At 68.3% G+C, this 22,569-nt stretch carries 23 protein-coding genes; 19 read left to right on the top strand and 4 right to left on the bottom strand.

Annotated elements, in window-relative coordinates:
- Nucleotides 1-45 precede the first annotated feature (45 nt).
- The 9 genes from rpmF to OHA70_RS37925 all read left to right on the top strand — a co-directional run bounded on the left by rpmF (nucleotide 46) and on the right by OHA70_RS37925 (nucleotide 9,311).
- Nucleotides 46-237 (top strand): 50S ribosomal protein L32, encoded by a 192-nt coding sequence (gene rpmF, locus OHA70_RS37965; RefSeq protein ID WP_270137530.1) that lies wholly within the window; start codon nucleotides 46-48, stop codon nucleotides 235-237.
- A gap of 14 nt (nucleotides 238-251) precedes the next feature.
- The gene (gene rnc / locus OHA70_RS37960; RefSeq protein WP_328326394.1) at nucleotides 252-983 is read left to right on the top strand and encodes a ribonuclease III; all 732 of its coding nucleotides are present in this window, start codon (nucleotides 252-254) and stop codon (nucleotides 981-983) included.
- A 1-nt stretch (nucleotide 984) separates the two neighbouring features.
- Nucleotides 985-1,839 (top strand): bifunctional DNA-formamidopyrimidine glycosylase/DNA-(apurinic or apyrimidinic site) lyase, encoded by an 855-nt coding sequence (gene mutM / locus OHA70_RS37955; protein WP_328326392.1) that lies wholly within the window; start codon nucleotides 985-987, stop codon nucleotides 1,837-1,839.
- Nucleotides 1,840-2,019: 180 nt separating this feature from the next.
- Nucleotides 2,020-2,175, top strand: a complete 156-nt coding sequence (locus tag OHA70_RS37950; protein WP_328326390.1) for a hypothetical protein — start codon at nucleotides 2,020-2,022, stop codon at nucleotides 2,173-2,175.
- A 246-nt stretch (nucleotides 2,176-2,421) separates the two neighbouring features.
- Nucleotides 2,422-5,970 (top strand): chromosome segregation protein SMC, encoded by a 3,549-nt coding sequence (gene smc, locus OHA70_RS37945; protein WP_328326388.1) that lies wholly within the window; start codon nucleotides 2,422-2,424, stop codon nucleotides 5,968-5,970.
- Nucleotides 5,971-5,982: 12 nt separating this feature from the next.
- Nucleotides 5,983-6,249 (top strand): type II toxin-antitoxin system Phd/YefM family antitoxin, encoded by a 267-nt coding sequence (locus OHA70_RS37940; RefSeq protein ID WP_328326386.1) that lies wholly within the window; start codon nucleotides 5,983-5,985, stop codon nucleotides 6,247-6,249.
- Nucleotides 6,250-6,638: 389 nt separating this feature from the next.
- Nucleotides 6,639-7,214, top strand: coding sequence for a TetR/AcrR family transcriptional regulator (locus OHA70_RS37935; RefSeq protein WP_328326384.1), 576 nt, complete (start codon nucleotides 6,639-6,641; stop codon nucleotides 7,212-7,214).
- Between the two features lie 71 nt (nucleotides 7,215-7,285).
- Entirely contained in the window at nucleotides 7,286-8,305 is a 1,020-nt protein-coding gene (locus tag OHA70_RS37930) for an alcohol dehydrogenase catalytic domain-containing protein (RefSeq protein ID WP_328326382.1), read from the top strand.
- A 22-nt stretch (nucleotides 8,306-8,327) separates the two neighbouring features.
- A complete protein-coding gene (locus OHA70_RS37925; protein ID WP_328326379.1) occupies nucleotides 8,328-9,311 on the top strand; it encodes a zinc-dependent alcohol dehydrogenase family protein in 984 nt (327 codons plus the stop codon).
- Here OHA70_RS37925 and OHA70_RS37920 read toward each other — a convergent pair.
- Entirely contained in the window at nucleotides 9,301-9,630 is a 330-nt protein-coding gene (locus OHA70_RS37920; protein WP_328326376.1) for a nuclear transport factor 2 family protein, read from the bottom strand. The genes OHA70_RS37925 and OHA70_RS37920 overlap by 11 nt on opposite strands.
- 96 nt (nucleotides 9,631-9,726) lie before the next feature.
- Here OHA70_RS37920 and OHA70_RS37915 point away from each other — a divergent pair, with 96 nt between their 5' ends.
- The 5 genes from OHA70_RS37915 to OHA70_RS37895 all read left to right on the top strand — a co-directional run bounded on the left by OHA70_RS37915 (nucleotide 9,727) and on the right by OHA70_RS37895 (nucleotide 13,465).
- A complete protein-coding gene (locus OHA70_RS37915) occupies nucleotides 9,727-10,236 on the top strand; it encodes a hypothetical protein (protein ID WP_328326374.1) in 510 nt (169 codons plus the stop codon).
- Between the two features lie 124 nt (nucleotides 10,237-10,360).
- On the top strand, nucleotides 10,361-10,894 hold the full coding sequence (locus tag OHA70_RS37910) for a sigma-70 family RNA polymerase sigma factor (protein ID WP_328326372.1): 534 nt from the start codon (nucleotides 10,361-10,363) through the stop codon (nucleotides 10,892-10,894).
- On the top strand, nucleotides 10,891-11,619 hold the full coding sequence (locus OHA70_RS37905) for an anti-sigma factor family protein (RefSeq protein ID WP_328326370.1): 729 nt from the start codon (nucleotides 10,891-10,893) through the stop codon (nucleotides 11,617-11,619). The genes OHA70_RS37910 and OHA70_RS37905 overlap by 4 nt, the downstream gene beginning before the upstream one ends.
- A gap of 33 nt (nucleotides 11,620-11,652) precedes the next feature.
- Nucleotides 11,653-12,756, top strand: coding sequence for a threonine aldolase family protein (locus tag OHA70_RS37900; RefSeq protein WP_328326368.1), 1,104 nt, complete (start codon nucleotides 11,653-11,655; stop codon nucleotides 12,754-12,756).
- Between the two features lie 166 nt (nucleotides 12,757-12,922).
- Nucleotides 12,923-13,465 (top strand): dihydrofolate reductase family protein, encoded by a 543-nt coding sequence (locus OHA70_RS37895; protein ID WP_328326366.1) that lies wholly within the window; start codon nucleotides 12,923-12,925, stop codon nucleotides 13,463-13,465.
- Here OHA70_RS37895 and OHA70_RS37890 read toward each other — a convergent pair.
- Nucleotides 13,458-14,363 (bottom strand): M56 family metallopeptidase, encoded by a 906-nt coding sequence (locus OHA70_RS37890; protein WP_328326364.1) that lies wholly within the window; start codon nucleotides 14,361-14,363, stop codon nucleotides 13,458-13,460. The genes OHA70_RS37895 and OHA70_RS37890 overlap by 8 nt on opposite strands.
- Nucleotides 14,360-14,746: a BlaI/MecI/CopY family transcriptional regulator gene (locus tag OHA70_RS37885; protein ID WP_328326362.1), complete on the bottom strand. Its 387-nt coding sequence runs from the start codon at nucleotides 14,744-14,746 to the stop codon at nucleotides 14,360-14,362. The genes OHA70_RS37890 and OHA70_RS37885 overlap by 4 nt, the downstream gene beginning before the upstream one ends.
- An 81-nt stretch (nucleotides 14,747-14,827) precedes the next feature.
- On the opposite strand from OHA70_RS37885, the gene OHA70_RS37880 reads away from it, so the two are divergent.
- The 4 genes from OHA70_RS37880 to cydC are packed head-to-tail and all read left to right on the top strand — an operon-like array spanning nucleotide 14,828 to nucleotide 20,600.
- Nucleotides 14,828-16,243: a cytochrome ubiquinol oxidase subunit I gene (locus OHA70_RS37880; protein ID WP_328326360.1), complete on the top strand. Its 1,416-nt coding sequence runs from the start codon at nucleotides 14,828-14,830 to the stop codon at nucleotides 16,241-16,243.
- A 9-nt stretch (nucleotides 16,244-16,252) separates the two neighbouring features.
- Nucleotides 16,253-17,251, top strand: coding sequence for a cytochrome d ubiquinol oxidase subunit II (gene cydB, locus OHA70_RS37875; protein ID WP_328326358.1), 999 nt, complete (start codon nucleotides 16,253-16,255; stop codon nucleotides 17,249-17,251).
- The gene (gene cydD, locus OHA70_RS37870; RefSeq protein ID WP_328326356.1) at nucleotides 17,248-18,918 is read left to right on the top strand and encodes a thiol reductant ABC exporter subunit CydD; all 1,671 of its coding nucleotides are present in this window, start codon (nucleotides 17,248-17,250) and stop codon (nucleotides 18,916-18,918) included. The genes cydB and cydD overlap by 4 nt, the downstream gene beginning before the upstream one ends.
- Entirely contained in the window at nucleotides 18,915-20,600 is a 1,686-nt protein-coding gene (gene cydC, locus OHA70_RS37865; protein WP_328326354.1) for a thiol reductant ABC exporter subunit CydC, read from the top strand. The genes cydD and cydC overlap by 4 nt, the downstream gene beginning before the upstream one ends.
- 9 nt (nucleotides 20,601-20,609) lie before the next feature.
- Here cydC and OHA70_RS37860 read toward each other — a convergent pair whose 3' ends face one another.
- Nucleotides 20,610-21,227, bottom strand: coding sequence for a hypothetical protein (locus OHA70_RS37860; RefSeq protein WP_328326351.1), 618 nt, complete (start codon nucleotides 21,225-21,227; stop codon nucleotides 20,610-20,612).
- A 155-nt stretch (nucleotides 21,228-21,382) separates the two neighbouring features.
- On the opposite strand from OHA70_RS37860, the gene ftsY reads away from it, so the two are divergent.
- Complete coding sequence (gene ftsY / locus OHA70_RS37855) at nucleotides 21,383-22,564, top strand: signal recognition particle-docking protein FtsY (protein WP_328326349.1); 1,182 nt, start codon at nucleotides 21,383-21,385, stop codon at nucleotides 22,562-22,564.
- Nucleotides 22,565-22,569: the final 5 nt, after the last annotated feature.

The raw sequence follows: 22,569 nt of genomic DNA, 5'->3' as shown, positions 1-22,569 counted from the left end.
GCCGGCCGGGTCGCAAGCCCCCGGCCGAACCGAGGAGTCATAACCGTGGCCGTTCCGAAGCGGAAGATGTCGCGCAGCAACACCCGGAACCGCCGGGCCCAGTGGAAGGCCACCGCGCCTTCGCTGGTCACCTGCGTGAACCCCGCCTGCCGCGCGAAGCACCTGCAGCACACCGTGTGCCCCACCTGCGGCCAGTACGGCGCCAAGGGTGAGCGTCGCCAGGTCGTCGAGAGCTAAACGGCACCAACCCAGTGAACTCTGCCAACGAATCGGGGCTCTACGCCGAGCTGAACCAGCGGCTCGGCGTATCGCTGGCTGACAATTTACTGGAGCACGCCTTCACCCACCGTTCGTTCGCGTACGAGAACGGTGGGTTGCCGACCAATGAGCGACTGGAGTTCCTCGGGGACTCCGTGCTCGGCGTCATCGTCACGGAGTCGTTGTTCCGCAACCATCCGGACCTCTCCGAGGGCCGGCTCGCCAAGCTGCGCGCCGCTGTGGTCAACATGCGCGCGCTGGCGGGTGTCGCTCGCGAGCTGAAGCTGGGTAAGTACCTTCGGCTCGGGCGTGGCGAGGAAGCCACCGGCGGGCGGGACAAGTCGTCGATCCTGGCCGACTGCGTCGAGGCACTGATCGGCGCGGTCTATCTCGACCGTGGCTTCGAGGTGGCCGGCGGGGTCGTGCACACGCTGTTCGACGAGCTGATGGAGTCGTCTGCGCGGCTGGGCGCCGGCCTGGACTGGAAGACCAGCCTGCAAGAGCTGGTGGCCCAGCTGGGTGTCGGCGTCCCGGAGTACGTGATCGCCGAGTCCGGTCCTGACCACGCCAAGACGTTCGAGGCGCGGGTGCGGATCGGTTCGGACACCTACGGGCACGGCATCGGCCGGAGCAAGAAGGAAGCCGAGCAGCAAGCTGCCGAGACCGCCTGGAAGGCGCTCAGGGCAGCCCACCCCGACAGCACAGACCCCTCACAGCAACCCTGAGGTGCCTGAGCTTCCGGAGGTAGAGGTCGTTCGCCGCGGACTCGCGGATTTCACCGCCGGGCGGACGATCGACGCCGTCGAAGTACTGCATCCACGTCCGGTCCGGCGGCACCTCGCCGGGCCGGACGATTTCGTCGCCAAGCTCAAGGGCCAGACGTTCGCGGCCCCGGCGAGGCGTGGGAAGTACCTGTGGCTGCCGCTGGAGTCCGGGGACGCCGTCCTGGCGCACCTGGGGATGAGCGGGCAGTTCCGGGTGCAGCCGGTCGGTGCGCCGGACGAGAAGCACCTGCGGATCCGATTCCGGTTCGCCGATGAGGGCGGAGAGGTCCGTTTTCTGGACCAGCGGATGTTCGGTGGTCTGTCGTACTCCGAGGGCGGCGCCGAACTGCCCGGCGAGATCGCGCACATCGCCCGGGATCCGTTCGATCCTTTGTTCGACGAGGCGCTTTTCGTCGCCTCGCTGCGGCGCAAGAAAACCGGCTTGAAACGGGCGTTGCTCGACCAGACGCTGGTCAGCGGTATCGGGAATATCTATGCCGACGAGGCGTTGTGGCGCGCCAAGCTGCATTACGCCAAGGCGACCGAGACGATGAAACCCTTGCAGGCAAGGGAAATCCTCGGTCACGCCAAGGCGGTGATGGGGGAGGCGCTGGCCGTCGGCGGGACCAGCTTCGATGCCCTGTATGTCAACGTGAACGGGGAATCCGGCTATTTCGAGCGGGGTCTCGCAGTCTACGGGCAAGAGGATTCGCCCTGTCCGCGCGACGGCCGCCCGATCCGTCGGGAACCGTTCATGAACCGTTCCTCGTTCCGCTGCCCGAAGTGTCAGCCGGTACCGCGACACGCCCGGTGGTGAGCGGGAAATCGTTAATTCCAGTAGCCCAGGTTGACCCAACCCGATCCCGGTGTCACCCTGAAAGACGGCACACAATTCTGCGCTCCGCGGACCCCAGGGGCGCCACCTGCCAGAACCCTTCCGGAGGACAGCACAATGGCCAAGGCTCTTTTAGGGCACCTTGGAGGCACTGACCCGCGCATGCTCGAGCAGGTACGTCTGCTCAACCGGCGTGTCGCCGATCTGGAGGCGCACGTGATGCGCCTGCAGGCTGAGAACGACCATCTGGTCGCAGCCGTACACGACGGGCGTCTGCTGACAGTGGACGAGGCTCTGCGCGAGCCTGCTTCGGTCTGACCCACCGAAGCCGCACCACCTTTTACCGACCGCACTGACAGACGGCGGCGGCCCCCGTCCGGGCCTCCGCCGCGTTTCCTTGCGGATTCTGCGCGTCCGCTGTAGGTACAGTGATTTCTGGAACTACTTCCCCCGGTAGCGGCAGCGTCACAGGGCGTCAAGTGGCGCGATTGCGGTTATGACGGTTCCTTTCGGTATCGTCTGTCCTTTCACGGGTTGGGAGCAATCGCTTTGTACCTCAAGAGCATGACGCTCCGAGGCTTCAAGTCGTTCGCGTCGGCCACGACGATGAACTTCGAACCGGGGATCACCTGCATCGTCGGGCCCAACGGTTCCGGCAAGTCCAACGTCGTCGACGGTCTCGCCTGGGTGATGGGCGAGCAGGGCGTCAAGTCGCTGCGTGGCGGCAAGATGGAGGACGTCATCTTCGCCGGTACGTCCGGCCGCGCCCCGCTGGGCCGGGCCGAGGTCGTACTGACCATCGACAACACCGACGGCGCGCTCCCGATCGACTACACCGAGGTCACCATCTCGCGGACGATGTTCCGCAACGGCGGCTCGGACTACCAGATCAACGGCCAGAACTGCCGGCTGCTCGACGTCCAGGAGCTGCTCAGCGACTCCGGTATCGGCCGCGAGATGCACGTCATCGTCGGCCAGGGCCAGCTCGACTCGATCCTGCGCGCGACCCCCGAGGGCCGCCGCGGCTTCGTCGAGGAGGCCGCCGGCGTCCTGAAGCACCGCAAGCGCAAGGAGAAGGCGCTCCGCAAGCTGGAGTCGACCGAGGGCAACGTGCACCGGCTCGGCGACCTGATCGCCGAGATCCGTCGCCAGCTGAAGCCGCTCGGACGCCAGGCAGAGGTCGCCCGGCGCGCGGTGACCATTCAGGCCGAGGTTCGCGACGGCCGCTCCCGGCTGCTCGCCGACGACATCGTGCAGGCCCAGTCCGCGCTCGAGGCCGAGCTGAAGGACGAGGCGGCGCTGACCGAGAAGCGCGCCCAGATCGAGGCCGCCCTGCGCGAGGCACGGGACATGGAGGCCGAGCTGGAGGACGCGCTGCGCACCGACGCGCCGGCCCTCCAGGCCGCGCAGGACACCTGGTACTCCCTGTCCGGCTTCAGCGAGAAGATCAAGGGCACCGCCCGGATCGCCGCCGACCGGATCCGCTCGCTCAACGACGAGGCCGAGGAGTCCCGCAGCGGACGCGACCCCGAAGAGCTCGAGCTGGAGGCTGCCCGGGTCCGTGAGACCGAGGCGCAGATCGAGGCCGAGGTCGAGGCGCACTCCGAGCTCCTGCAGCAGGCGATCGAGCACCGGCAGAAGTTGGAGGCCGAGCACGCCGAGGAGGAGAAGCGGATCGCGGCGCTGATCCGGGCCGCCGCCGACCGTCGCGAGGGTCTGGCCCGGCTGACCGGCCAGGTGAACGCGCTGAAGAGCCGCGCGGCCGCCGCCGAGTCCGAGATCGGCCGACTCGCCACCAACCAGCACGAAGCCGAGGCGCGAGCCGCCAAGGCGCAGCACGACTTCACCGCTCTTGAGACCCAGGTGGCCGGCCTCGATGCCGGTGAGCGCGGGCTGGACGAGGAGTACGAGGCAGCCCAGAGCGTCCTGGACGAGCTGGACGAGCGCCTCACCAAGCTCCGCGCCGAGGAGCGCGACGCCGAGCGCGAGCGCGCTGGGCTGACGGCCCGCAAGGACGCCCTGGAGATGGGCCTCAACCGCAAGGACGGCGCCGGCGCCCTGCTGGCCGCCTCCGAGCAGATCACCGGCCTGATGGGCTCCGTGGCGGCGCTGCTGAGCGTCCGCGCCGGCTATGAGACTGCCATCGCCGCAGCGCTGGGCGAGGCGGCCGACGCCGTCGCAGTGACCCACACGCAGGCCGCGCTGAACGCTGTCGGGCACCTCAAGGAGCACGACCTCGGCCGCGCTGGGCTGCTCCTCGGGGACGCCCCGGCCGACGACTACTCCAGCTGGCCCTCACTTCCGTACGGCGCGACCTACGCGGTCGACGTGGTCGACTGCCCCGAGACACTGCGCCCGGCGCTCCGGCGGCTGCTCCGCAAGGTGGCTGTCGTCGAGGACGTACCGGCTGCGCGCTCGCTGGTCCAGCACCTGCCCGACATCACCACGGCGACCCGCGCTGGCGACGTACTGGGTGCGCACTTCGCGTACGGCGGTTCTGACGCGGCACCGAGCTTGATCGAGGTGCAGTCGGCCGTCGACGAGGCGTCCGAGAAGCTGACCGAGGCCACTGCCCGGAGTGAGCGGCTGCGGTTCGAGCTGGCCGCGATGGAGCGTGAGCGGGGGAGCCAGAAGGAGTCCGTCGAGATCGCCCTGGCCCGGCTGCACGAGTCGGACGCTTCGATGGCCGCGGTGGCCGAGCAGCTGGCCCAGTTCGGGTCGCTGGCGAAGGCGTCTCGCGGTGAGGCCCAGCGGATGGCTGAGGCGATCGCTGCGGCCGCAGAGGAGCGCGACAAGAACTTGTCCGGCCTCGCTGACTTGGAGAAGCGTCTCAGCGACGTCGAGCAGTACGGCGACGACGAAGGCGACGAGCCCGACCCGACCGAGCGTGACCGGCTCGCCGAGGCCGCCAAGGCAGGCCGTGCGGGCGAGATGGAAGCACGGCTCGCGCTGCGGACCACTGAGGAGCGTGCGCGGGCCCTGTCCGGCCGGGCCGACTCACTGGAGCGTGCAGCTCGCCAGGAGCGGGAGGCCCGGGCTCGGGCGATCGCTAGGGCGACTCGGCGGGCGCGGCAGTCCGAGGCCGCGCAGGCCGTCCACCTGGCTGCTGGTCACGTACTGGCTCGCCTGGAGAACTCACTGCAGCTTGCGGCGACCGAGCGGTCGGCCATCCAGGCTCAGCGGGCCGAGCGAGAGCAGGCGCTGGCACAGGCCCGCTCTGCCACCCGAAACCTGAGCAGCGAGCTGGAGCAGCTCACCAACACCGTGCACCGCGATGCGCTGGCCCGGGCCGAGCAGAAGATGCGCCTGGAGGCCCTGTACGAGAAGGCGCTCAGCGAGCTGGGCACTGAGGTCGAGGCGCTGGTCGCGGAGTACGGGCCGGATCAGCTGGTACCGCCGCTGGTGAAGGACGGGGACGAGAACACGCTCGAGCTCGAGGGTGAGCCGTTCGACCGCGTGAAGGTGCAGAAGCGGCTCAAGACGGCGGAGCGCGCGCTCGGTCAGCTCGGGCGGATCAACCCGCTCGCGCTGGAGGAGTTCGACGCGATGGAGGAGCGGCACCGCTTCCTCGCCGAGCAGCTCGAGGACCTGAAGAAGTCCCGGCGGGACCTGATGGACATCGTCAAGGAGGTCGACGACCGGGTCGAGCAGGTCTTCACCGAGGCCTACCGCGACGTCGAGGTCGCCTTCGAACACGTCTTCAGCCGGTTGTTCCCCGGTGGTGAGGGCCGGCTCGTGCTGACCGATCCCGACGACATGCTCAACACCGGTATCGACGTCGAGGCCCGCCCGCCCGGCAAGAAGGTCAAGCGGCTCTCGCTGCTCTCCGGCGGTGAGCGCTCCCTGGTCGCGGTCGCCTTCCTGGTCGCCCTCTTCAAGGCCCGTCCGTCGCCGTTCTACATCCTCGACGAGGTCGAAGCTGCCCTCGACGACACCAACCTCGGCCGCCTCCTGGAGATCTACGAAGAACTCCGCGAGAACAGCCAGCTCCTGGTCATCACCCACCAGAAGCGCACGATGGAGGTGGCCGACGCCCTCTACGGCGTCACCATGCGAGGCGACGGCGTCTCCGCGGTCATCAGCCAGCGAATCCGCGAGCACGAACCCGCCTGACAGACTGGTCGGATGAGGGTCATCACGGAGAACGAGTTCCGCAATCGATCCACCGTGGTGCTAGCTGCCGTCGAAGCAGGCGAGACCTATCGCATCACCAGAAACGGCACCGAAGTCGCTGAGCTGCGCCCGTTGGCCCACCGGCAACGGATGACTGCCGAGGAGCTGGTCGCACAGCACCAGCGACTACGAAGAGTCGATGCTTGCGAAATGGCCCGGGAAGCGGACGATTTCTTCGGTTGCGACAATGGGCACCGTCCGGGCCGCACGGGAGGCTGAAGCCGCCCCGGCCGCCGCTCGCGATTTGCCCGAGTGGGGAGGGAAATGCACCCTGATCGGCACATTCGGCTCCCCGGTTCCGGACAGAACCCTCCCCAAACCGGTTGAGCCACGGCGGCAGAGTCCACCCCAGGTCCGGCGAGGATTCCCCAGGGCAGCGTGGTGACGGCACCAGACGCTGAGCGTTGGGGTGGGTCAGCCGAACAGACCGCGGAGTTTCGCCACAGTTCTCGGTAGATCGGCTTTGAGAGCTTTGCGCGCTTCTGGGCGGCACAGCAGGGCGAACCACCACTGCCCGGCCCCTCGGCGCCCTCGCCGGGTCCCCACCCATAAGTCATGGTCGGGGACCCTACCTTGACTATTTCAAGACGGTCGGTCATATTGGGTTCATGGCACGGCGGAGTATGCGGGAAGAGATTGTTGAGGCGGCGCTGGCTCAGTTTCATGAGCGGGGGTTCAATGCGGCGGCGGTGAAGGACATCACGGACCGGGCGGGTGTTCCGAAGGGGTCGTTCTACAACCACTTCGAGAGCAAGGAAGCGCTCGCGATCGTGGCGTTGGAGCGTTATGGCGACGGGCGGCGGCTGGGGGATCTGGCCGACAAGTCGGTCGAGCCGGTGGCCCGGATTCGCAAGCACTTCGAGTTCCTTCGGGACGAAGTGATCAGTTTCGGGATCACCCGGGGCTGCCTGCTGGGCAATTTCGGGACCGAGATCGTCGACCACAGCGAGCCCATCCGGATCGGCGTACGGACCGGTCTGGAGGTTTGGAGCGGCCTGCTCGCCGGCGCGATCGCCGAGGGGCAGGAGGCGGGGAGCATCCGCAAGGAGCTCAACGCTGACCAGACCGCGCGTTACCTGCTGAGCGCCTGGGAAGGCACGCTGATCCAGGCTCGCGCGTACAAGTCGACGGAACCCTTCGAGAGCTTCTTCAGCATCACCTTCGCCAGCCTGTTCAAGGGCTGACCCAGAACCCCTCGGTCGACGAGGGGTTTCCTTTGACCATCGCAAGATGACCGACCGTCTTAGGAGTAATAATGACCACCTATCGCGCGGTGCACGCCACCGAGGGCGTCTTCAGCCTGGCCGAGCGGGAACTGACCGACCCGGGACCGGGTGAGGTCCGGATCGCCGTCGAGGCCTGCGGCATCTGTCACAGCGACGTCGTCGGCGTCGACAACCTGTTCCATCACCACCCGGTCGGTACGCCGATCGTCCCGGGCCACGAGGTGGTCGGCCGGGTCGACGCACTCGGCGCGGGCGTCACCACCTGGACCGTCGGCCAGCGGGTCGGCGTCGGGTACTTCGGCGGCCACTGTGGCGTCTGCGAGTCCTGCCGGCGTGGTGAGTTCGTCTACTGCACCGACCAGCAGATCCTCGGCGACTCGATCGACGGCGGCTACGCGGAGTACGTGACAACGCGGGCCACGGGGCTGGTCGCAGTACCGGAGGAGTTCGACGCGGTCGAGGCGGCGCCGTTGCTGTGCGCCGGTATCACCGTCTACAACGCGCTGCGGAAGTCGAACCTCTGGCCCGGCGACCTGGTCGCCATCCAGGGCATCGGCGGCCTCGGCCACCTGGCGATCCAGTACGCCGCCAAGCTCGGCCTGCGCGTCGTCGCCATCGCTCGCGGTGAGGACAAGCGCGAGCTGGCCCTGAAGCTCGGCGCGACCGAGTACATCGACAGCACCGCGGTCGACCAGGCCGCGGCGTTGCAGGCGCTCGGCGGCGCCAAGGTGATCATCCCGACCGCCTCCAGTGGCGCGTCGATGACGCCGCTGCTCGACGGACTCGTCCGGGGCGGCACGTTGATGGTCGTCGGCGCCGCGATGGACCCGATCGAGGTCCCCACCGTCCAGTTGCTCTTCGGGAACAAGAGCATCAAGGGGTCGCTCACCGGCACCCCGCTGGAGAACGAGGAGAACCTCGCGTTCAGCCTCGCCCACGACGTCCGGCCGATGGTCGAGCCGGTCGGGCTGGAGGACGCGGCCGACGCGTACGCCCGGATGCTGTCCGGCGCGGCCCGCTTCCGCATGGTCCTCAGCATCAAGAACTGACAATCCAAGAGGGGTTACAGATATGAGCCAGCTGATTCTCAACGCCATCGGTGACATCGACAAGGACATCACCTTGGTCACCGATCCTGATCTGACCGTCGGTGCGGACCAGGTGCTGGTCGCGATCGAGGCCGCGGTGATCAACCCGGTCGACCTGATGATCGCCGCCGGCCAGTACGGCTTCCAGGCGAAGCCGCCGTTCGCGCTCGGCACCGAGGGTGTCGGCCGGGTGACCGCCGCGGGGGCGTCGGTCGACCAGGCACTGGTCGGCCGCCGGGTGATCATCCTGCCGAACTACCAGCAAGGCACCTGGGCCGACGAGGTTGTCGTGGACGCGCGCAACGTAGTACCGGTGACGGACGAGGGGGATCCCGCGCAGCTCGCGCTGGTCGCCACCAACCCGTTGACCGCGCATCTGCTGCTCACCCGGTACGTCGACCTGCAGCCGGGGGACTGGGTCGGCCAGAACCTGGGCAGTTCGACGGTCGGACAGTACGTGCTTGGTCTGGCCAAGCGGGCCGGACTGAAGGTGCTCAGCGTCGTACGGAGTGAAGAGGCGGCGGATCGGCTCCGTCGTCAGGGCGCCGGCCTGGTTGTTGTCGATGGCAACGACCTGACTGAGCGGATCAAGGCGGAGCTCGGCGGGCAGCAGCTCAAGCTGGTACTCGACGGGGCCGGCGATGCCACGGTCGGTGCGTTGGCGTCGGCGCTGGAGTTCGAGGGGACGCTGGTCAGCTACTCGTCCGTCACCGGTCAGCCGGTGCCGGTCGGGCTGGGCGACTCCATCTACCGGCAGCTGAAGCTGCGGGGGATCTGGATCGTCAACTGGCTGCAGAACTCCACGCCGGAAGAGATCGCCTCGACGTACGGCGAGCTCGCGGAACTGGTTGCCCAGGGGGTGCTCAGCGCCGAGGTCGAGGCGAGCTACCCGGTGACCGAGTACCGCGAGGCACTCGACCACGCGCGGCGGCCAGGTCGTACCGGGAAGATCGTCTTCAGGCCGTGATCGTCATCGACGCGAGCTGATCGTCCTGTACGTCGAACGTGAAGTGTGAAGGCCCGTTGAAGCCGTCGCCACCCACCTGGGTGACGACGGTGACCGGGTTCCCGGGCGTGGACACCTCGGTGCTCGTGAAGGTGACGTTCTTGCCGATGAACTCACTGTCGCTCCAGGACCGGATCCGCTCCGGGCCGCGGAACTGCCGGCCCCAGTCGTCGACGAACCCGTCCGGCGCGAACGCCGCGACGAAGGCGTCGGCGTCGAGGGCGTCGACCGCGGCCAGTGCTCGCCGGACAGCGGCCGGCAGATTCTCCTGAGTGCTCATAACGTAAAGATAACCAGGCCTTCTCCCGTGAACCGGTTGGCTCAGGCATCCGTGTGGATGGTGTCGAACAGACACACAATCCAAGGGAGCAGGACCATGAAGCGCTTTGCCATCGTCGTCGGAACGGCAGTCCTCGGACTGTCTGCCCTCACCGCGTGCGGTGGCGGCAACGACAAGCCCGCCGCGGCCTCCAACAACGCGGCGTCGTCGCAGACCAAGCTCGCCACCGCCGACGTCGGGAACCTCGGCAAGGTCGTCGTCGACGGCACCGGCCGGACGCTGTACGTGTTCGACAACGACACGTCCGACCCGTCGAAGTCGAACTGCGACGGCGGTTGCGCGGCGATGTGGCCGCCAGTACTGGCCGGATCCGGTACGCCGCAACTGGCCGGGGTGGACGCGTCCCTCGTCGGCACCGTCACGCGTACCGACGGCAGCAAGCAGCTCACGCTGGCAGGTTCGCCGGTGTACGAGTTCGCCAAGGACGGCAAGGCAGGGGAAGCCAAGGGCCAGGCCGTCGGCGGTACCTGGTGGGTCGTCGGCGCGGACGGCAAGAAGATCACCACCGACACCTCGTCGGACTCTGGCGCCGGCTACGGCTACTGAGCTCTGGCGAGTTGACGTGATGGCCACAGCCGACTGCCGCGTACTGCAGGGCCCCGCGTGGGGTCCTGCGGCGCGATCCCCTATCGTACGATCGACCAAGTCGATCGAGGTCGGGAGGACTGCGGTGGCTGACACGGACCGCCGTCCGGACGCGGCCGAGGCGTTGATCCGCTCCCTGTACGCCGAACACGGCCGCAGCCTGCTGGCCTACGCGACCCGGCTGACCGGCGATCGGGCTGCCGCGGAGGACGTGGTCCAGGAGACTCTGGTCCGGGCGTGGAAGCACGCAGACGACCTGATGGACGGCAAGGGGTCGGTACGTGGCTGGCTGTTGACGGTCGCGCGCAACCTGGTCACCGACCGGGCCAGGGCGCGAGCAGTCCGGCCGGCCGAGGTGGCTGAGGTCGAGGACCGGCCGCCGGTGGAGGGTGATCACTCCGAGTCCGTCGTCAACACCATGGTGGTGATGGACGCACTCGACCAGGTGTCACCCGAGCATCGCGAAGTACTTGTCCAGCTGTACTACCGCGGCCGGTCAGTGACCGAGGCCGCGAAGGAACTCGGTGTTCCGCCGGGTACCGTGAAATCGAGATCGTATTACGCCCTCCGAGCACTGCGCGCGGTGATGGCAGGACCGGAAGCGGAGGTGGCCCGATGAGCGAGCACGATCACTCGCAGCTCGGCGCCTACGTGCTGGGCGGGCTGGAGCCGGACGAGATCCGCGAGGTCGACGAGCACCTGTCCGGCTGCGCCGAGGCGCGCGAGGAGCTGGCCGGGTTCGAGGAGATGAAGGAGTTCCTCGGTGAGGTACCGCCCGAGGCGTTCCTCGACGGGCCGCCGGAGGACGGTGACCTGCTGCTGCAGCGCACGCTGCGCCAGGTGCGCTCTGAGGCTGCCGAGGCCGAGCCTGTTGGGCACCAGGTAGCCGAGCAGACCGCCGGGGGCTCGCGCAAGCGGGGTCCGTGGCTGCTGGTCGCCGCGGCAGTTGTAGTGGTGGCCGGAGCACTGGGCGGCGGCGTACTGATCGGCCGCCAGTCCGTCGACGAGCCGGTCGCCGGCGCGACGCCACCCCCGGCGGGCTCCAAGCAGGCGACGGCCACCGACGCCAAGACCAAGGTCACGATGGCGACGACGGTCGAGCCGCGGGCCGGCTGGGCCTGGGTCAATGTCCAGCTGACGAACCTGAAGGCCGGCGACAAGTGCGAGATGCTCATCACCGACAAGACCGGCCGGGTCTACGTGGCCGGTAGCTGGGTCATCTCGGAGAAGGCCGCCAAGGAAGGCAGCCGCTTCGGCGGTGGCGTGCTGGTACCGATCGACCAGGTGAAGTCGGTGGAGATCAAAACCGTCCAGGGCGCGCACATCGTCACCACCCAGGTCTGAAATCGGGTTGCCTCGTCCGAGAGGATGGATAGCGTGAACTACGCGACCACCGACGCATCCGAGGATCTGCAAGCACGACGCAAGGCAGCGGCCGCTGACTGCACCCGTTGGCTGGGCGGCCGCCTGGTCCCGCCGGCCGACGCCTTGCGGGCTCTCGCGGACGCGGCGACGTCGGATGAGCGGGACGGCTACGGCAACGGCGGTGAGGTCGAGTTGCTCGAGCAGGAGGTCGCCGAGCTGCTCGGCAAGCCTGCTGCCGTCTTCCTGCCCAGTGGAATCCTCGCTCAGCAGAGTGTGCTCCGGGTGTTCGCGGATCGCGCGGGGACGCAGCGCATCGCAGTACACGGGTTGTCTCATCTGCTGGTGCATGAGTTGAACGCGCTGGAAGAGGTGCACCACCTGCGGATGGAGCGGATGACGTCCGAGCCGCGGCAGCCGCGGCCGGATGAGCTTGCCGCTATCCCGGGCAAGCTGGCTGCGGTGACGGTGGAGCTGCCACTGCGCGACGGTGGGTTCGTACTGCCGACCTGGGACGAGCTGGTGGTGTTTGCTGCGGCTTGTGAGGAGCGTGGCGTTCCACTGCACCTGGATGGCGCTCGCCTGTGGGAGAGCACGCCGTACCTGGAGCACAGCCTGGCAGAGGTCGCCGCACTCGCCGCTACTGTCTACGTCTCCTTCTACAAGGGACTGGGTGGCCTGAGCGGAGCAGCACTCGCCGGGCCCGAGGATGTGATCGCAGAGGTACGCCGCTGGCAGCGCCGGCTCGGTGGGAACGTCTACACGCTCTTCCCGTACGCCGTGTCCGCGCGCGAGGGTCTGCGGACGGTGCTGCCGCAGATGGATGAGCTCCACCAGCGGGCGGTCGAGTTGGCAGAAGCCTTGCAGGGCACGGGATTCCGGGTGTTTCCGGAGCCGCCGCACACCAACTCGTTCCGGGTCTACGCGCCGCGACCGGCCGCCGAGATCGAGCTGGCGTCGGTACTGCGGATGGAGGCGACGCGTGAGTCGCTGTCGTACACGTGGCAGGCGGCCGACGTACCGGGCTGGTCATGGGTCGAGCTCGTCGTGACGCCGGGGACTCTGGACTGGCGAATTGATGAAGTAGCCAAGGGTTTCGGGGAACTTCTCGGCGGGTAGGGACGTCCACCTGGTGTGAGGGTTCGGGTAGGGCAATGCAACGGGGAGAAGTAAGCAAGTGCTGACGTTCGTTTTGACCATGGTGATCCTGCTGGTTCTGTCAGGCCTCGTCCTGCTGGCGGTCGCTCGGGGTGAAGGTAAGAAGATCGGCCTCTAGTCTGCTGGGATGAGACGACTCGTCTTCCAGGAATTCGTCACGCTCGACGGGTACGCCGCCGGGCCGGGCGACTCGCTCGACTTCTTCGCCGCGGTCACCGATCAGAGTGACGACGACAACCTGGCGCTGCTCGAGAGCGTCGACACCATGCTGCTCGGTGCGACGACCTACCGGCTCTTCGTCGATTACTGGCCGACGGCAACGGATCGGCTCGCGCCGCGGCTGAACGCGCTGCGCAAGGTGGTCGCTTCGACGACCCTTGAGGCGGCGCCCTGGGGTGAGTGGGAGCCGGGTGAGGTCGTCCCGGACGCGGTGGCCGCGGTGACGGCGCTGAAGGCCGAGGAGGGCAAGGACATCGTGTTGTGGGGGAGCATCTCGCTCTTCCACAGCTTGCTGACGGCTGGACTCGTCGACGAGGTGCAACTGCGCGTCTGCCCGGTTGTGGTGGGCGGCGGCAAGAGCGTGTTCCCCAGTGGCCAGTTCTCGCTGGAGCTGATCGAGGCCGGTCCGTGGGCGACCAACGGGGTCTTGCTCCGGTACGCGCCTAGCTGACCGCGTGGATGACTGCCTTCACGATCGGTGCTGCGACGGTGAAGGTGGGGACTACCAAGAGGAGTACTGCTGCTGTGTAGGCGGCGGTCGACAGCAGGGTTGCGTTGGGGGCAGGGTCGGCCAGTCGCTGGACTCTGAGCACAGTGGAGGACTTGGCGGCGGCTAGGCCGGCCTCTGGTGCTGGGGAGCCCGCTAGTGCGACCAGTGCCCGGGCAAGCGGGAGTGGGCCGTTGCGGCGTCGCGCGTCGTCGTCTGCGAGCAGTTCGACCAGCGTGCGCGCTTGGTCGAGCGCGACGTCGCTCCGGACGAAGCGGGGGAAGGCCATGTGGAGTGCTGTGAAGGCCTCCAGTACCAGGTCGTGCCGCGCCCGCAGATGCGCTTGCTCGTGCGCCAGTACTGCGCGCAGCTCGCCGTCGTCGAGCCTGTCGAGCGCACCCACCGACACGACCACCCGGGCGCCGCGCAGGGCCGGCAGGCAGTAGGCGAGTGGCGTCTCCTCGGCCAGCACCCGCAGACCGGGGATCAGCCCGTCCGGTGTCGCCAGTACATCGACCAGGTCGCGGTGACGCTTCCTGCGCGCTCTGGTCCCGACAGCGACGCGTCCGACCGCCCAGAGCAGCCGGATGCCGACCAGGGCGGTCAGGGCCAGTACTAGAGCCGCAGCAAGGTCTCGTGGTGACGACGGGTCGAACCGTGGCTCACCAGGCTCACCAGCTGTCGAGTACGAGAGTGCGATCCCAGCCCCGAAGGCAGCCAGTACTGCGGCCAGCGCGATCGCCTGCCACAGGACCACTGCGGCCCGGGGGATCCGGTACGGCCACCCGGCGCGAGCCATGAACGCGGGGACCGGCCCGGTCAGCACCAGGGCCAGAGCCGCAAGTACGAGCGGGGCGATCACCCCTCCCGCGCCTCCAGCCGAGCCAGCGCGTCCCGGAGCAGCGCTGCTTCCTCGTCGCTGACCTGCCCGACGAACCGGACCAGGGCCTCACGCCTGTCGCCGGCCCGGTCGAGTGCGTCCTTCATCAGGTCCGCGGCCAGCTCCTCCCGGGGAGCGGCTGCCTTGTAGCGCCAGGCCTTGCCGTCGCGCTCGCGCTCGGTCAGCCGCTTCTTCGCCAACCGGTCCAGCACGGTCATCACGGTGGTGTAGGCGAGCTCGCGGGTCCCGGACAGCCGTTCGTGCACCTCGCGCACGGTGAGCGCGCCGTCGGCGGCCCAGAGCTGTTCCATCACCAGCCGCTCGAGGTCTCCAAGGCGGCGGGGAGCCTTCTCGTCGGCGGACATGTGGCCAGTATAACTACGCGTTGTAGTAGATCTGCGCTAGCATCTACTACGTAACGTCGTAGATCGCCCGGGAGGGCTCCGATGGACACGCTCGACCTGGCTCGCTGGCAGTTCGCGATCACCACCGTGTACCACTTCTTCTTCGTCCCGGTGACGCTGTCGCTGGTCGCTGTGACGGCCGGCCTGCAGACCGCGTGGTACCGGACCGGCAAGGAGAAGTACCTGCGGCTGACCAAGTTCTACGGCAAGTTGTTCCTGATCAACATCGCGATGGGCGTCGTCACCGGGCTGGTCCAGGAGTTCCAGTTCGGGATGAACTGGAGCGACTACTCGCGCTTCGTCGGCGACGTCTTCGGAGCGCCGCTCGCGCTCGAGGGGCTGCTCGCGTTCTTCCTCGAATCGACCTTCATCGGGTTGTGGATCTTCGGCTGGGACCGGTTGCCTCGGCGCGTTCACCTGGCGTGCATCTGGATGGTGGTGCTCGGCACCCAGCTGTCGGCGTACTTCATCCTGGCCGCCAACTCGTGGATGCAGAACCCGGTCGGCTTCCGCTACAACGCCGAGCGCGGCCGCGCCGAGCTGACCGACATCGGGGCGGTGCTGACCAACAAGGTCGTGCTCGTCACCTACCCGCACACGATCTTCGCGGCCTTCATGGTCGGCGGCGCGTTCGTCGCGGCGGTGGCGATCTGGCACCTGGTCCGCCGGCCGGGCGTCGACACCGGCGCCTTCCGTACTGCGCTGCGCCTCGGCGCGGTGATGCTGATCGTGGCCGGCGCCGGGGTCGCCCTGAGTGGTGACCAGCAGGGCAAGGTGATGACCGAGGTGCAGCCGATGAAGATGGCGGCGGCCGAGGCACTCTACGAGTCGGAGAAACCTGCCCCGTTCTCGATCTTTACCGTGGGAACTTTGGATGGCTCTCGCGAAATTTACTCGGTCAAGGTTCCGTACCTGCTGTCCTTCCTCGCCACCGGGCACTTCGACGGTGAGGTCAAGGGGATCAACAATCTGCAGGAGTCGTACGAGAAGCTCTACGGCCCCGGCTCGTACAAGCCGAACGTCCCGCTCACGTACTGGACCTTCCGGCTGATGATCGGGGTCGGGATGACCGCCGCCGCGCTTGCCGTTTTGTTGCTCTGGGCAACCAGGAAGGGCCGGGCGCCGCATCGGTTGCTGGTCTGGCTGGCGGTGCCGTTGCCGCTGCTGCCGTTGCTGGCGAACGTCTTCGGGTGGGTGTTCACCGAGACGGGGCGGCAACCGTGGCTGGTGTTCGGGTTGCTGCCGACGTCGGCCGGGGTCTCGCCGGGCACGACGATGTCCGAGGTGCTGATCTCGCTGATCGGGTTCACGCTGCTGTACGGCGTACTGGCGGTGGTCGAGGTCAAGCTGATGCTCAAGTCGATCCGGGCCGGGCTCGCCGGTACGTCGCCGGCGCCGGGCGATCCACCCGGCGATTCGCCGGACGACGCCGACAAGCCGCTCTCGTTCGCGTACTAGGGGATCTCAATGGAACTCACAACTGTCTGGTTCCTGATCATCGCGGGGCTGTGGATCGGGTACTTCGTGCTCGAGGGCTTCGACTTCGGGGTGGGCATCCTGCTCCGGGTGCTCGGCCGGGACGAGCCGGAGCGGCGTGCGGTGATCACCACGATCGGCCCGGTCTGGGACGGCAACGAGGTCTGGCTGATCGTGGCCGGCGCGATGACGTTCGCCGCCTTCCCGGAGTGGTACGCGACCCTTTTCAGCGCGTTCTACCTGCCGCTGTTCGCGGTCCTCGTGTCGTTGATCCTGCGCGGGGTTGCCCTTGAATACCGCGGCAAGCGTGACGATCTGGTGTGGCGCAGCCGGATGGACACGATCATCACGGCGAGCTCCGCGCTGCTGCCGCTGCTGTGGGGTGTCGCCTTCGCGAACCTCGTCCGCGGTGTGCCGCTGGACGCCTCACATGAGTTCGTCGGCAACCTGGGCACTGTCCTCAACCCCTTCGCCTTGCTGGGCGGGGTTGCGTTCACGGCGTTGTTCATCGCCCACGGCGCGATCTTCCTGGCCCTGAAGACGACCGGCGATCTGCGGGAGCGAGCCAACCGACTCGCGTCGATGGCAGGCCTGGCCGCCGTGGTGCTGGTGGTGGGCTTCTTGGCCTGGGCGCACTCGCAGTACGGAAGCGGGGCTTCGGCGGTGGTTGCTGGGCTGGCGGCAGTCGCTCTGGTCGCTGGGCTGGTTGCCAATCGGATGGCCCGGGAGGGCTGGGCATTCGTGGGAACAGCCGCCGCAGTCGCTTTGGGTGTCGTCTCGCTCTTCGTGGCCTTGTTCCCGAACGTGATGCCCTCGACGCTCGACCCGGCGTGGAGTCTGACGGTTACCAACGCCAGTTCTACGCCGTACACGTTGAAGGTGTTGACGGTGATCGCGGGGATCTTCACGCCGCTGGTGATGCTGTACCAGGGCTGGACCTACTGGGTGTTCAAGAAGCGGGTCAGTGTGGAGCGGGTGGCGGTGTCGTGAAGCCGTTGGATCCGCGGTTGTTGCGGCGGGCCAAGGCTGCGCGGGTGTTCTTGGTCGGGTCTGTGGTGATCGGGGTGGCGACCGGGTTCCTGATCGTGGTGCAGGCGGTGTTGCTCGCTCATGCGATCGCGGGGGTGGTGCTGCGGGGCGATGGGGTCGGGCGGGTGGCTTGGCTGCTGGCGGGGGTGGTGGCGGCTCGGGCGGTGTTGGTGTGGGTGCAGGAGGTGGTGGCTCAGCGGGCGGCGGCTGCGGTGAAGTCGACGTTGCGGCGGCAGGTGCTGGAGCACTCGTTGAAGCTGGGGCCGGCTTGGCTGAGCGGTGAGCGGAGTAGTGCGCTGACCACCTTGCTCACCAAGGGTTTGGACGATCTGGATCCGTACTTCGCTCGGTACCTGCCGCAGTTGGTGCTTGCGGCGACAGTGCCGGCCGGTGTGGTCGGGTGGATGGCTACTGGTGACCTGATCGCGGCCGGGACGGTGGTGGTGACGTTGCCGCTCATCCCGGTCTTCATGGCGTTGGTGGGCTGGGCTACGCAGGCGCACAGTCGTCGGAGGCAGCATGCGCTCGCAGTACTGGCTCATCACTTCTCTGACGTGGTTGCTGGGTTGCCGACGCTGAAGCTGTTCGGGCGGGCGAAGGGACAAGTGAGGGCTGTCCGGCAGGTGACGGACCGGCATCGGGTGGCGTCGATGAAGAGTCTGCGGCTGGCGTTCCTGTCGTCGTTCGTGCTGGAACTGCTCGCGAGCATCTCGGTGGCGCTCGTCGCGGTCGGTGTCGGGCTGCGGCTGATCGACGGCAAGCTGGGGCTGGAGACGGCGTTGCTGGTGCTCATCTTGGCGCCGGAGGCTTACTTGCCGCTGCGGCAGGTCGGTGCGCACTTCCATGCGAGCGCCGATGGGGTTGCGGCTAGCGAAGAGGTCTTCCGGGTGTTGGAGACGCCGCTGCCGGAGAGGGGCGGGCGTACCGACGTACCGGACTTGCGGGTGACTTCGCTGCACCTGCATGACGTGACCGTGCGGTACCCCGGCCGGGACGAGGCTGCCCTGGACGGCTTCGATCTAGACCTCTGGCCAGGCGAGGTGGTCGCTCTCGCCGGGCCGAGCGGTGCTGGGAAGTCGACTGTCCTTGCTGCTCTGCTGGGCTTCGTCGTACCCGAGCGCGGGGTGGTGATCGCGGGTGGGAGTGCTGCCGACGAGTTCACCCCCGAGGACTGGCGCCGGCAGTTCGCCTGGGTGCCACAGAGGCCGGGGCTTCGCACCGGCACCATCGCCGACAACATCCGCCTGGGCCGCCCGGACGCCACCGACACCCAGGTACTACGTGCGCTGGCCGATGCAGGAGCCTCGGAGCTGGATCCGGCGCAGCAGGTCGGTGAAGCCGGGCAACTGCTGTCGGGAGGCCAACGCAGGCGGGTCGCTCTTGCCCGAGCACTCGTCACCGAGGCGCCGGTGCTGCTGCTCGACGAGCCCACCGCCGGGCTGGACGCCGAGGCGGAGGCGACGGTGGTGAGCGGCCTGAGAGCTTCAGGTCGCACGGTGCTGATGGTGGCCCACCGACCGGCGCTGCTCGCCGCAGCCGACCGGGTGATCGAGGTGGGCCAGCCCAACCCCCAGCCCTCGCTCGGCCTTCGGGAGAGCCTCGGATCGGTAATAGGAGTCGCGAGGTGAGCAGCTTGGTGGGATGGGGTGGGCGCGGGGCTGGGTGGTTGGGGTTGGTGCGGCCGGAGCGGGGGGTTCGGTGGCGGTTGGGGTTGGCTGTCATGGCTGGGGTGTTGGCGTCCGGGGCAGCGGTTGGGTTGTTGGCGACCTCTGCGTGGCTGATCACCACCGCGGCGGCGAAGCCTCCGGTGTTGGTGTTGTTGGTGGCGATTGTGGGGGTGCGGGCGTTTGGGGTGGGGCGGGGAGTTTTCCGGTATGTCGAGCGGTTGGCGGCGCATGATGCGGCGTATCGGGTGTTGGGGGCTACTAGGGCTCGGGTGACTGGGCGGTTGGAGGAGTTGGCGCCGGCTGGACTGGGGAGCTTGCGGCGTGGGGATTTGCTGGCTCGGTTGTTGCTTGATGTGGATGCGGTGTTGGACCTGTGGTTGCGGGTGGTGTTGCCGGTGGTGGTGGCCGGGGTGACGGCGTTGGCGACGGTGGGGTTGTTGGTGGTGTTGCTGCCAGCGGCGGGAGCCGCGGTGGGTGTTGCGGTGGCGGTTGCTTGCTCGGTGGTGCCTTGGGTTACGGCTCGTAGTGCTAGGCGGGCTGAGCAGGCGATTGCGGGGGATAGGGGAGAGGTTGCGGCTGGGGCGACTGAGACGCTGCTGACTGCGGCTGATGTGGTCGCTTTTAATGCGACGGACGCGGTACTGGCCGAGTTTGCGGCGGCGGATGCGCGGCTGGCGGCGGCTGAGCGGCGGTCCGCTTGGAGTGCGGGGCTGGGGAACGCGCTGCTGGTGCTCTGTGTCGGCGGAGCGTGCCTCGCTGGACTGGTGTTCGGCAGTCAGGCCGACATCTCGGGGCCGGTGTTCGCGGTGCTGGTACTGACTCCGCTGGCCCTCGCGGACGCGCTCGGTGGCATCCCCGCGACGGCTCAGATCGCCACACGGGTCAAAGCCTCCCTGACAAGAGTGCAGGACCTCCTGAGCGCCCCAACCCCAGTCACGGAGCCCACCACCCCAACCGAGCTACCAGTAGGCCGCGAACTCGTCATCAGCCACCTGGACGCTGGCTACCCCGACCGCCCGGTACTACGGGATGTCGGCCTCACCGTCGCCGCCGGCAGCCGAGTGGTGGTGACCGGCCCGAGCGGCTCAGGCAAGAGCACCCTGGCCTCCGTCCTCCTCCGCTTCCTCGAGCCCACCGCCGGTCAAGTCGCACTGGGCGGCACCCGGATCACCGACCTCAACGGCGACGACGTGCGCTCGGTGATCGGTCTGCTGACCCAGGAGAGCCACGTGTTCGACACGAGCATCCGCGAGAACCTCCTGCTCGCCAGGCCCGGCGCCAGCGACCTACGACTCTGGCGGGCCCTGTACCAAGCCCGTCTGGGCGACTTCGTCGAGAGCCTGCCCGACGGCCTCGACACGATGGTCGGCGAGCACGGCGCCCGCCTGTCCGGCGGAGAACGACAGCGGCTCGCCCTTGCCCGGCTGCTGTTGGCCGACTTCGACATCCTGGTCCTGGACGAGCCGACCGAGCACCTGGACGACGAGACTGGCAGAGCCCTCCTGGCGGACCTGTACGCCGCAGCCGGCGCCCGCTCCGTCCTGCTTCTCACCCACCACCCAGCTCAGGCCCCGTCCTCGACCCACACGCTGGCACTCCCGTTGGCGTCCGAGACCCTTTACGCGGTCTCGGACGCCCAATGAGCTACCGGCTCAGCAGGAGACGGTGATCGAGTACGGCCGGTTGACCGCGCCGTTGTCGCCCAGCAGGACGACCTGCACCTGGTTGGGGTTCTGGTCGGAGGGCCGCGCGGTGATCGCGGGGTGGTCGGCCCGCGCCGTCACCTGGATGGCGCACTGGGCGACGGGCTGGTCGAAGGTGACCACGCTGCTGCCGTTGGAGGTGAACTCGGCGCCGGTCGCGTGGCTGCCGTAGGCCACTCGGACGGTCGGGCCCTGACCGTTGAAGCCGTCCTCGATCACGGCCCAGATCGGCGAACCGTCCGCCCCGGCAGGTCCTACGGGTCCAGCCGGGCCGGTGGCGCCTGGCGCACCTGTCGAACCCTGCGCACCGGTCGCGCCGGTGGCGCCCGTTGCTCCGGTGGCTCCGACCGGACCCTGCGGGCCGGTCTGGCTCCAGGTGATCGGGGTCTCACCGGTGCGGCATTGCTCACCGCTGTCCACGACTCGCAATGAGCCCTTGGCCGGGCCGAGAAGGGTCGTGTTGGTCGTGTAACAGCCGCTGACCCGGCCGCTGGCGTCCGGGATCGCCGCGTACGCGACCGCTCCGGCAGCGGTCAGCACCGCCGCGGTGACAGCGACGGCCGTCACTCTGTTCCTTGTGCGAAGCATGACATCCCCCTGTTCGTGGCCGGTGTCGTACCGGCTTTGGGAGCCATCCTGTTGCGCACTCTTCAGACTTCCTTAAATCCGCACTTCTGCGGTGATTGCCGGAGTGGATCGCGTGGTCTGTAAGGATGGGGGGCGTGTCGAACCCTCAGCTAGTCACTCTGCTCGCGGACCAGGCGCTGATCGCCGTCATCGTGGTGGTCGTCGTCCTGCTGGTCGGTGGTACCACCGGTCTGGTCGTCTCTCGTCGCCGCAAGGCCGAGCTGCCGGCCGCCAAGCCGGCGCCCGAGCTCACCGAGCCCAGGGTCGGCGACGACGCGGAGGAGCCGCGGGACACGCCGACGCGGACGCTTGAGGACACCGAGCTGCCCGAGCCCGCCACGGCAACGCTGGAGAAGCCCGAGTCGGCACAGGGCCGCCTGGTCCGCCTCCGGGCGAGACTGGCGCGTTCGCAGGGGTCGCTCGGCAAGGGCCTGCTCGCGCTGCTGTCCCGCGACAAGCTGGACGACGAGGCGTGGGAGGACATCGAGACCACCCTGATCACCGCCGACGTGGGCGTCGCGCCGACCCAGGAGCTGGTCGAGAAGCTGCGGACCCGTGTCCGCGTCGAGGGTGTCACCGCCGACCAGGCGCGGACGATCCTGCGCGAGGAGCTGATCGCGCTCGTCGACCCGACGCTGGACCGTTCGCTGAAGGTCGACCGCACGGACGGCCAGCCCGCCGTCGTCTTGATGGTCGGCGTCAACGGCACCGGCAAGACCACCACGGTCGGCCGGCTTGCCCGGGTGCTGATCGCGGAGGACAAGCAGGTTCTGCTGGGCGCCGCTGACACGTTCCGTGCGGCCGCGGCCGACCAGTTGCAGACCTGGGGTGAGCGAGTTGGCGCCCGGACCGTCCGCGGACCCGAGGGTGGCGACCCGGCCAGCATCGCGTTCGACGCGGTCAAGCAGGGCATCGAGGAGCACGCCGACGTCGTCCTGATCGACACGGCCGGTCGCCTGCACACCAAGACCGGCCTGATGGACGAGCTGGGCAAGGTCAAGCGGGTGATCGAGAAGACCGCCGAGGTCGACGAGGTGCTGCTCGTCATCGACGCCACCACCGGCCAGAACGGCCTGACCCAGGCCCGCGTGTTCGCCGAGGTGATCAACGTGACCGGCCTGGTGCTGACCAAGCTCGACGGGACCGCGAAGGGCGGCATCGTGATCGCCGTCCAGCGTGAGCTCGGCGTCCCGGTCAAGCTGGTCGGCCTCGGCGAAGGCGCCGACGACCTGGCCCCCTTCGACGCCGAGCAGTTCGTCGACGCCCTGCTCGACTAGTACTG

Origin of the sequence: Kribbella sp. NBC_00382, assembly GCF_036067295.1 — a bacterium.
Lineage (GTDB): Bacteria > Actinomycetota > Actinomycetes > Propionibacteriales > Kribbellaceae > Kribbella.
Note: the sequence above shows the minus strand (reverse complement) of the source record. Positions and strands in the feature narration are given on the sequence as shown.

Coding starts and splice junctions, on each gene's coding strand:
- OHA70_RS37880 (WP_328326360.1), top strand. CDS start 14,828: ATGGACACGCTCGACCTGGCTCGCTGGCAGTTCGCGATCACCACCGTG.
- OHA70_RS37935 (WP_328326384.1), top strand. CDS start 6,639: ATGGCACGGCGGAGTATGCGGGAAGAGATTGTTGAGGCGGCGCTGGCT.
- smc (WP_328326388.1), top strand. CDS start 2,422: ATGACGCTCCGAGGCTTCAAGTCGTTCGCGTCGGCCACGACGATGAAC.
- OHA70_RS37930 (WP_328326382.1), top strand. CDS start 7,286: ATGACCACCTATCGCGCGGTGCACGCCACCGAGGGCGTCTTCAGCCTG.
- OHA70_RS37885 (WP_328326362.1), bottom strand. CDS start 14,746: ATGTCCGCCGACGAGAAGGCTCCCCGCCGCCTTGGAGACCTCGAGCGG.
- OHA70_RS37915 (WP_328326374.1), top strand. CDS start 9,727: ATGAAGCGCTTTGCCATCGTCGTCGGAACGGCAGTCCTCGGACTGTCT.
- OHA70_RS37925 (WP_328326379.1), top strand. CDS start 8,328: ATGAGCCAGCTGATTCTCAACGCCATCGGTGACATCGACAAGGACATC.
- OHA70_RS37895 (WP_328326366.1), top strand. CDS start 12,923: ATGAGACGACTCGTCTTCCAGGAATTCGTCACGCTCGACGGGTACGCC.
- OHA70_RS37940 (WP_328326386.1), top strand. CDS start 5,983: ATGAGGGTCATCACGGAGAACGAGTTCCGCAATCGATCCACCGTGGTG.
- cydB (WP_328326358.1), top strand. CDS start 16,253: ATGGAACTCACAACTGTCTGGTTCCTGATCATCGCGGGGCTGTGGATC.
- OHA70_RS37950 (WP_328326390.1), top strand. CDS start 2,020: ATGCTCGAGCAGGTACGTCTGCTCAACCGGCGTGTCGCCGATCTGGAG.
- OHA70_RS37905 (WP_328326370.1), top strand. CDS start 10,891: ATGAGCGAGCACGATCACTCGCAGCTCGGCGCCTACGTGCTGGGCGGG.
- OHA70_RS37920 (WP_328326376.1), bottom strand. CDS start 9,630: ATGAGCACTCAGGAGAATCTGCCGGCCGCTGTCCGGCGAGCACTGGCC.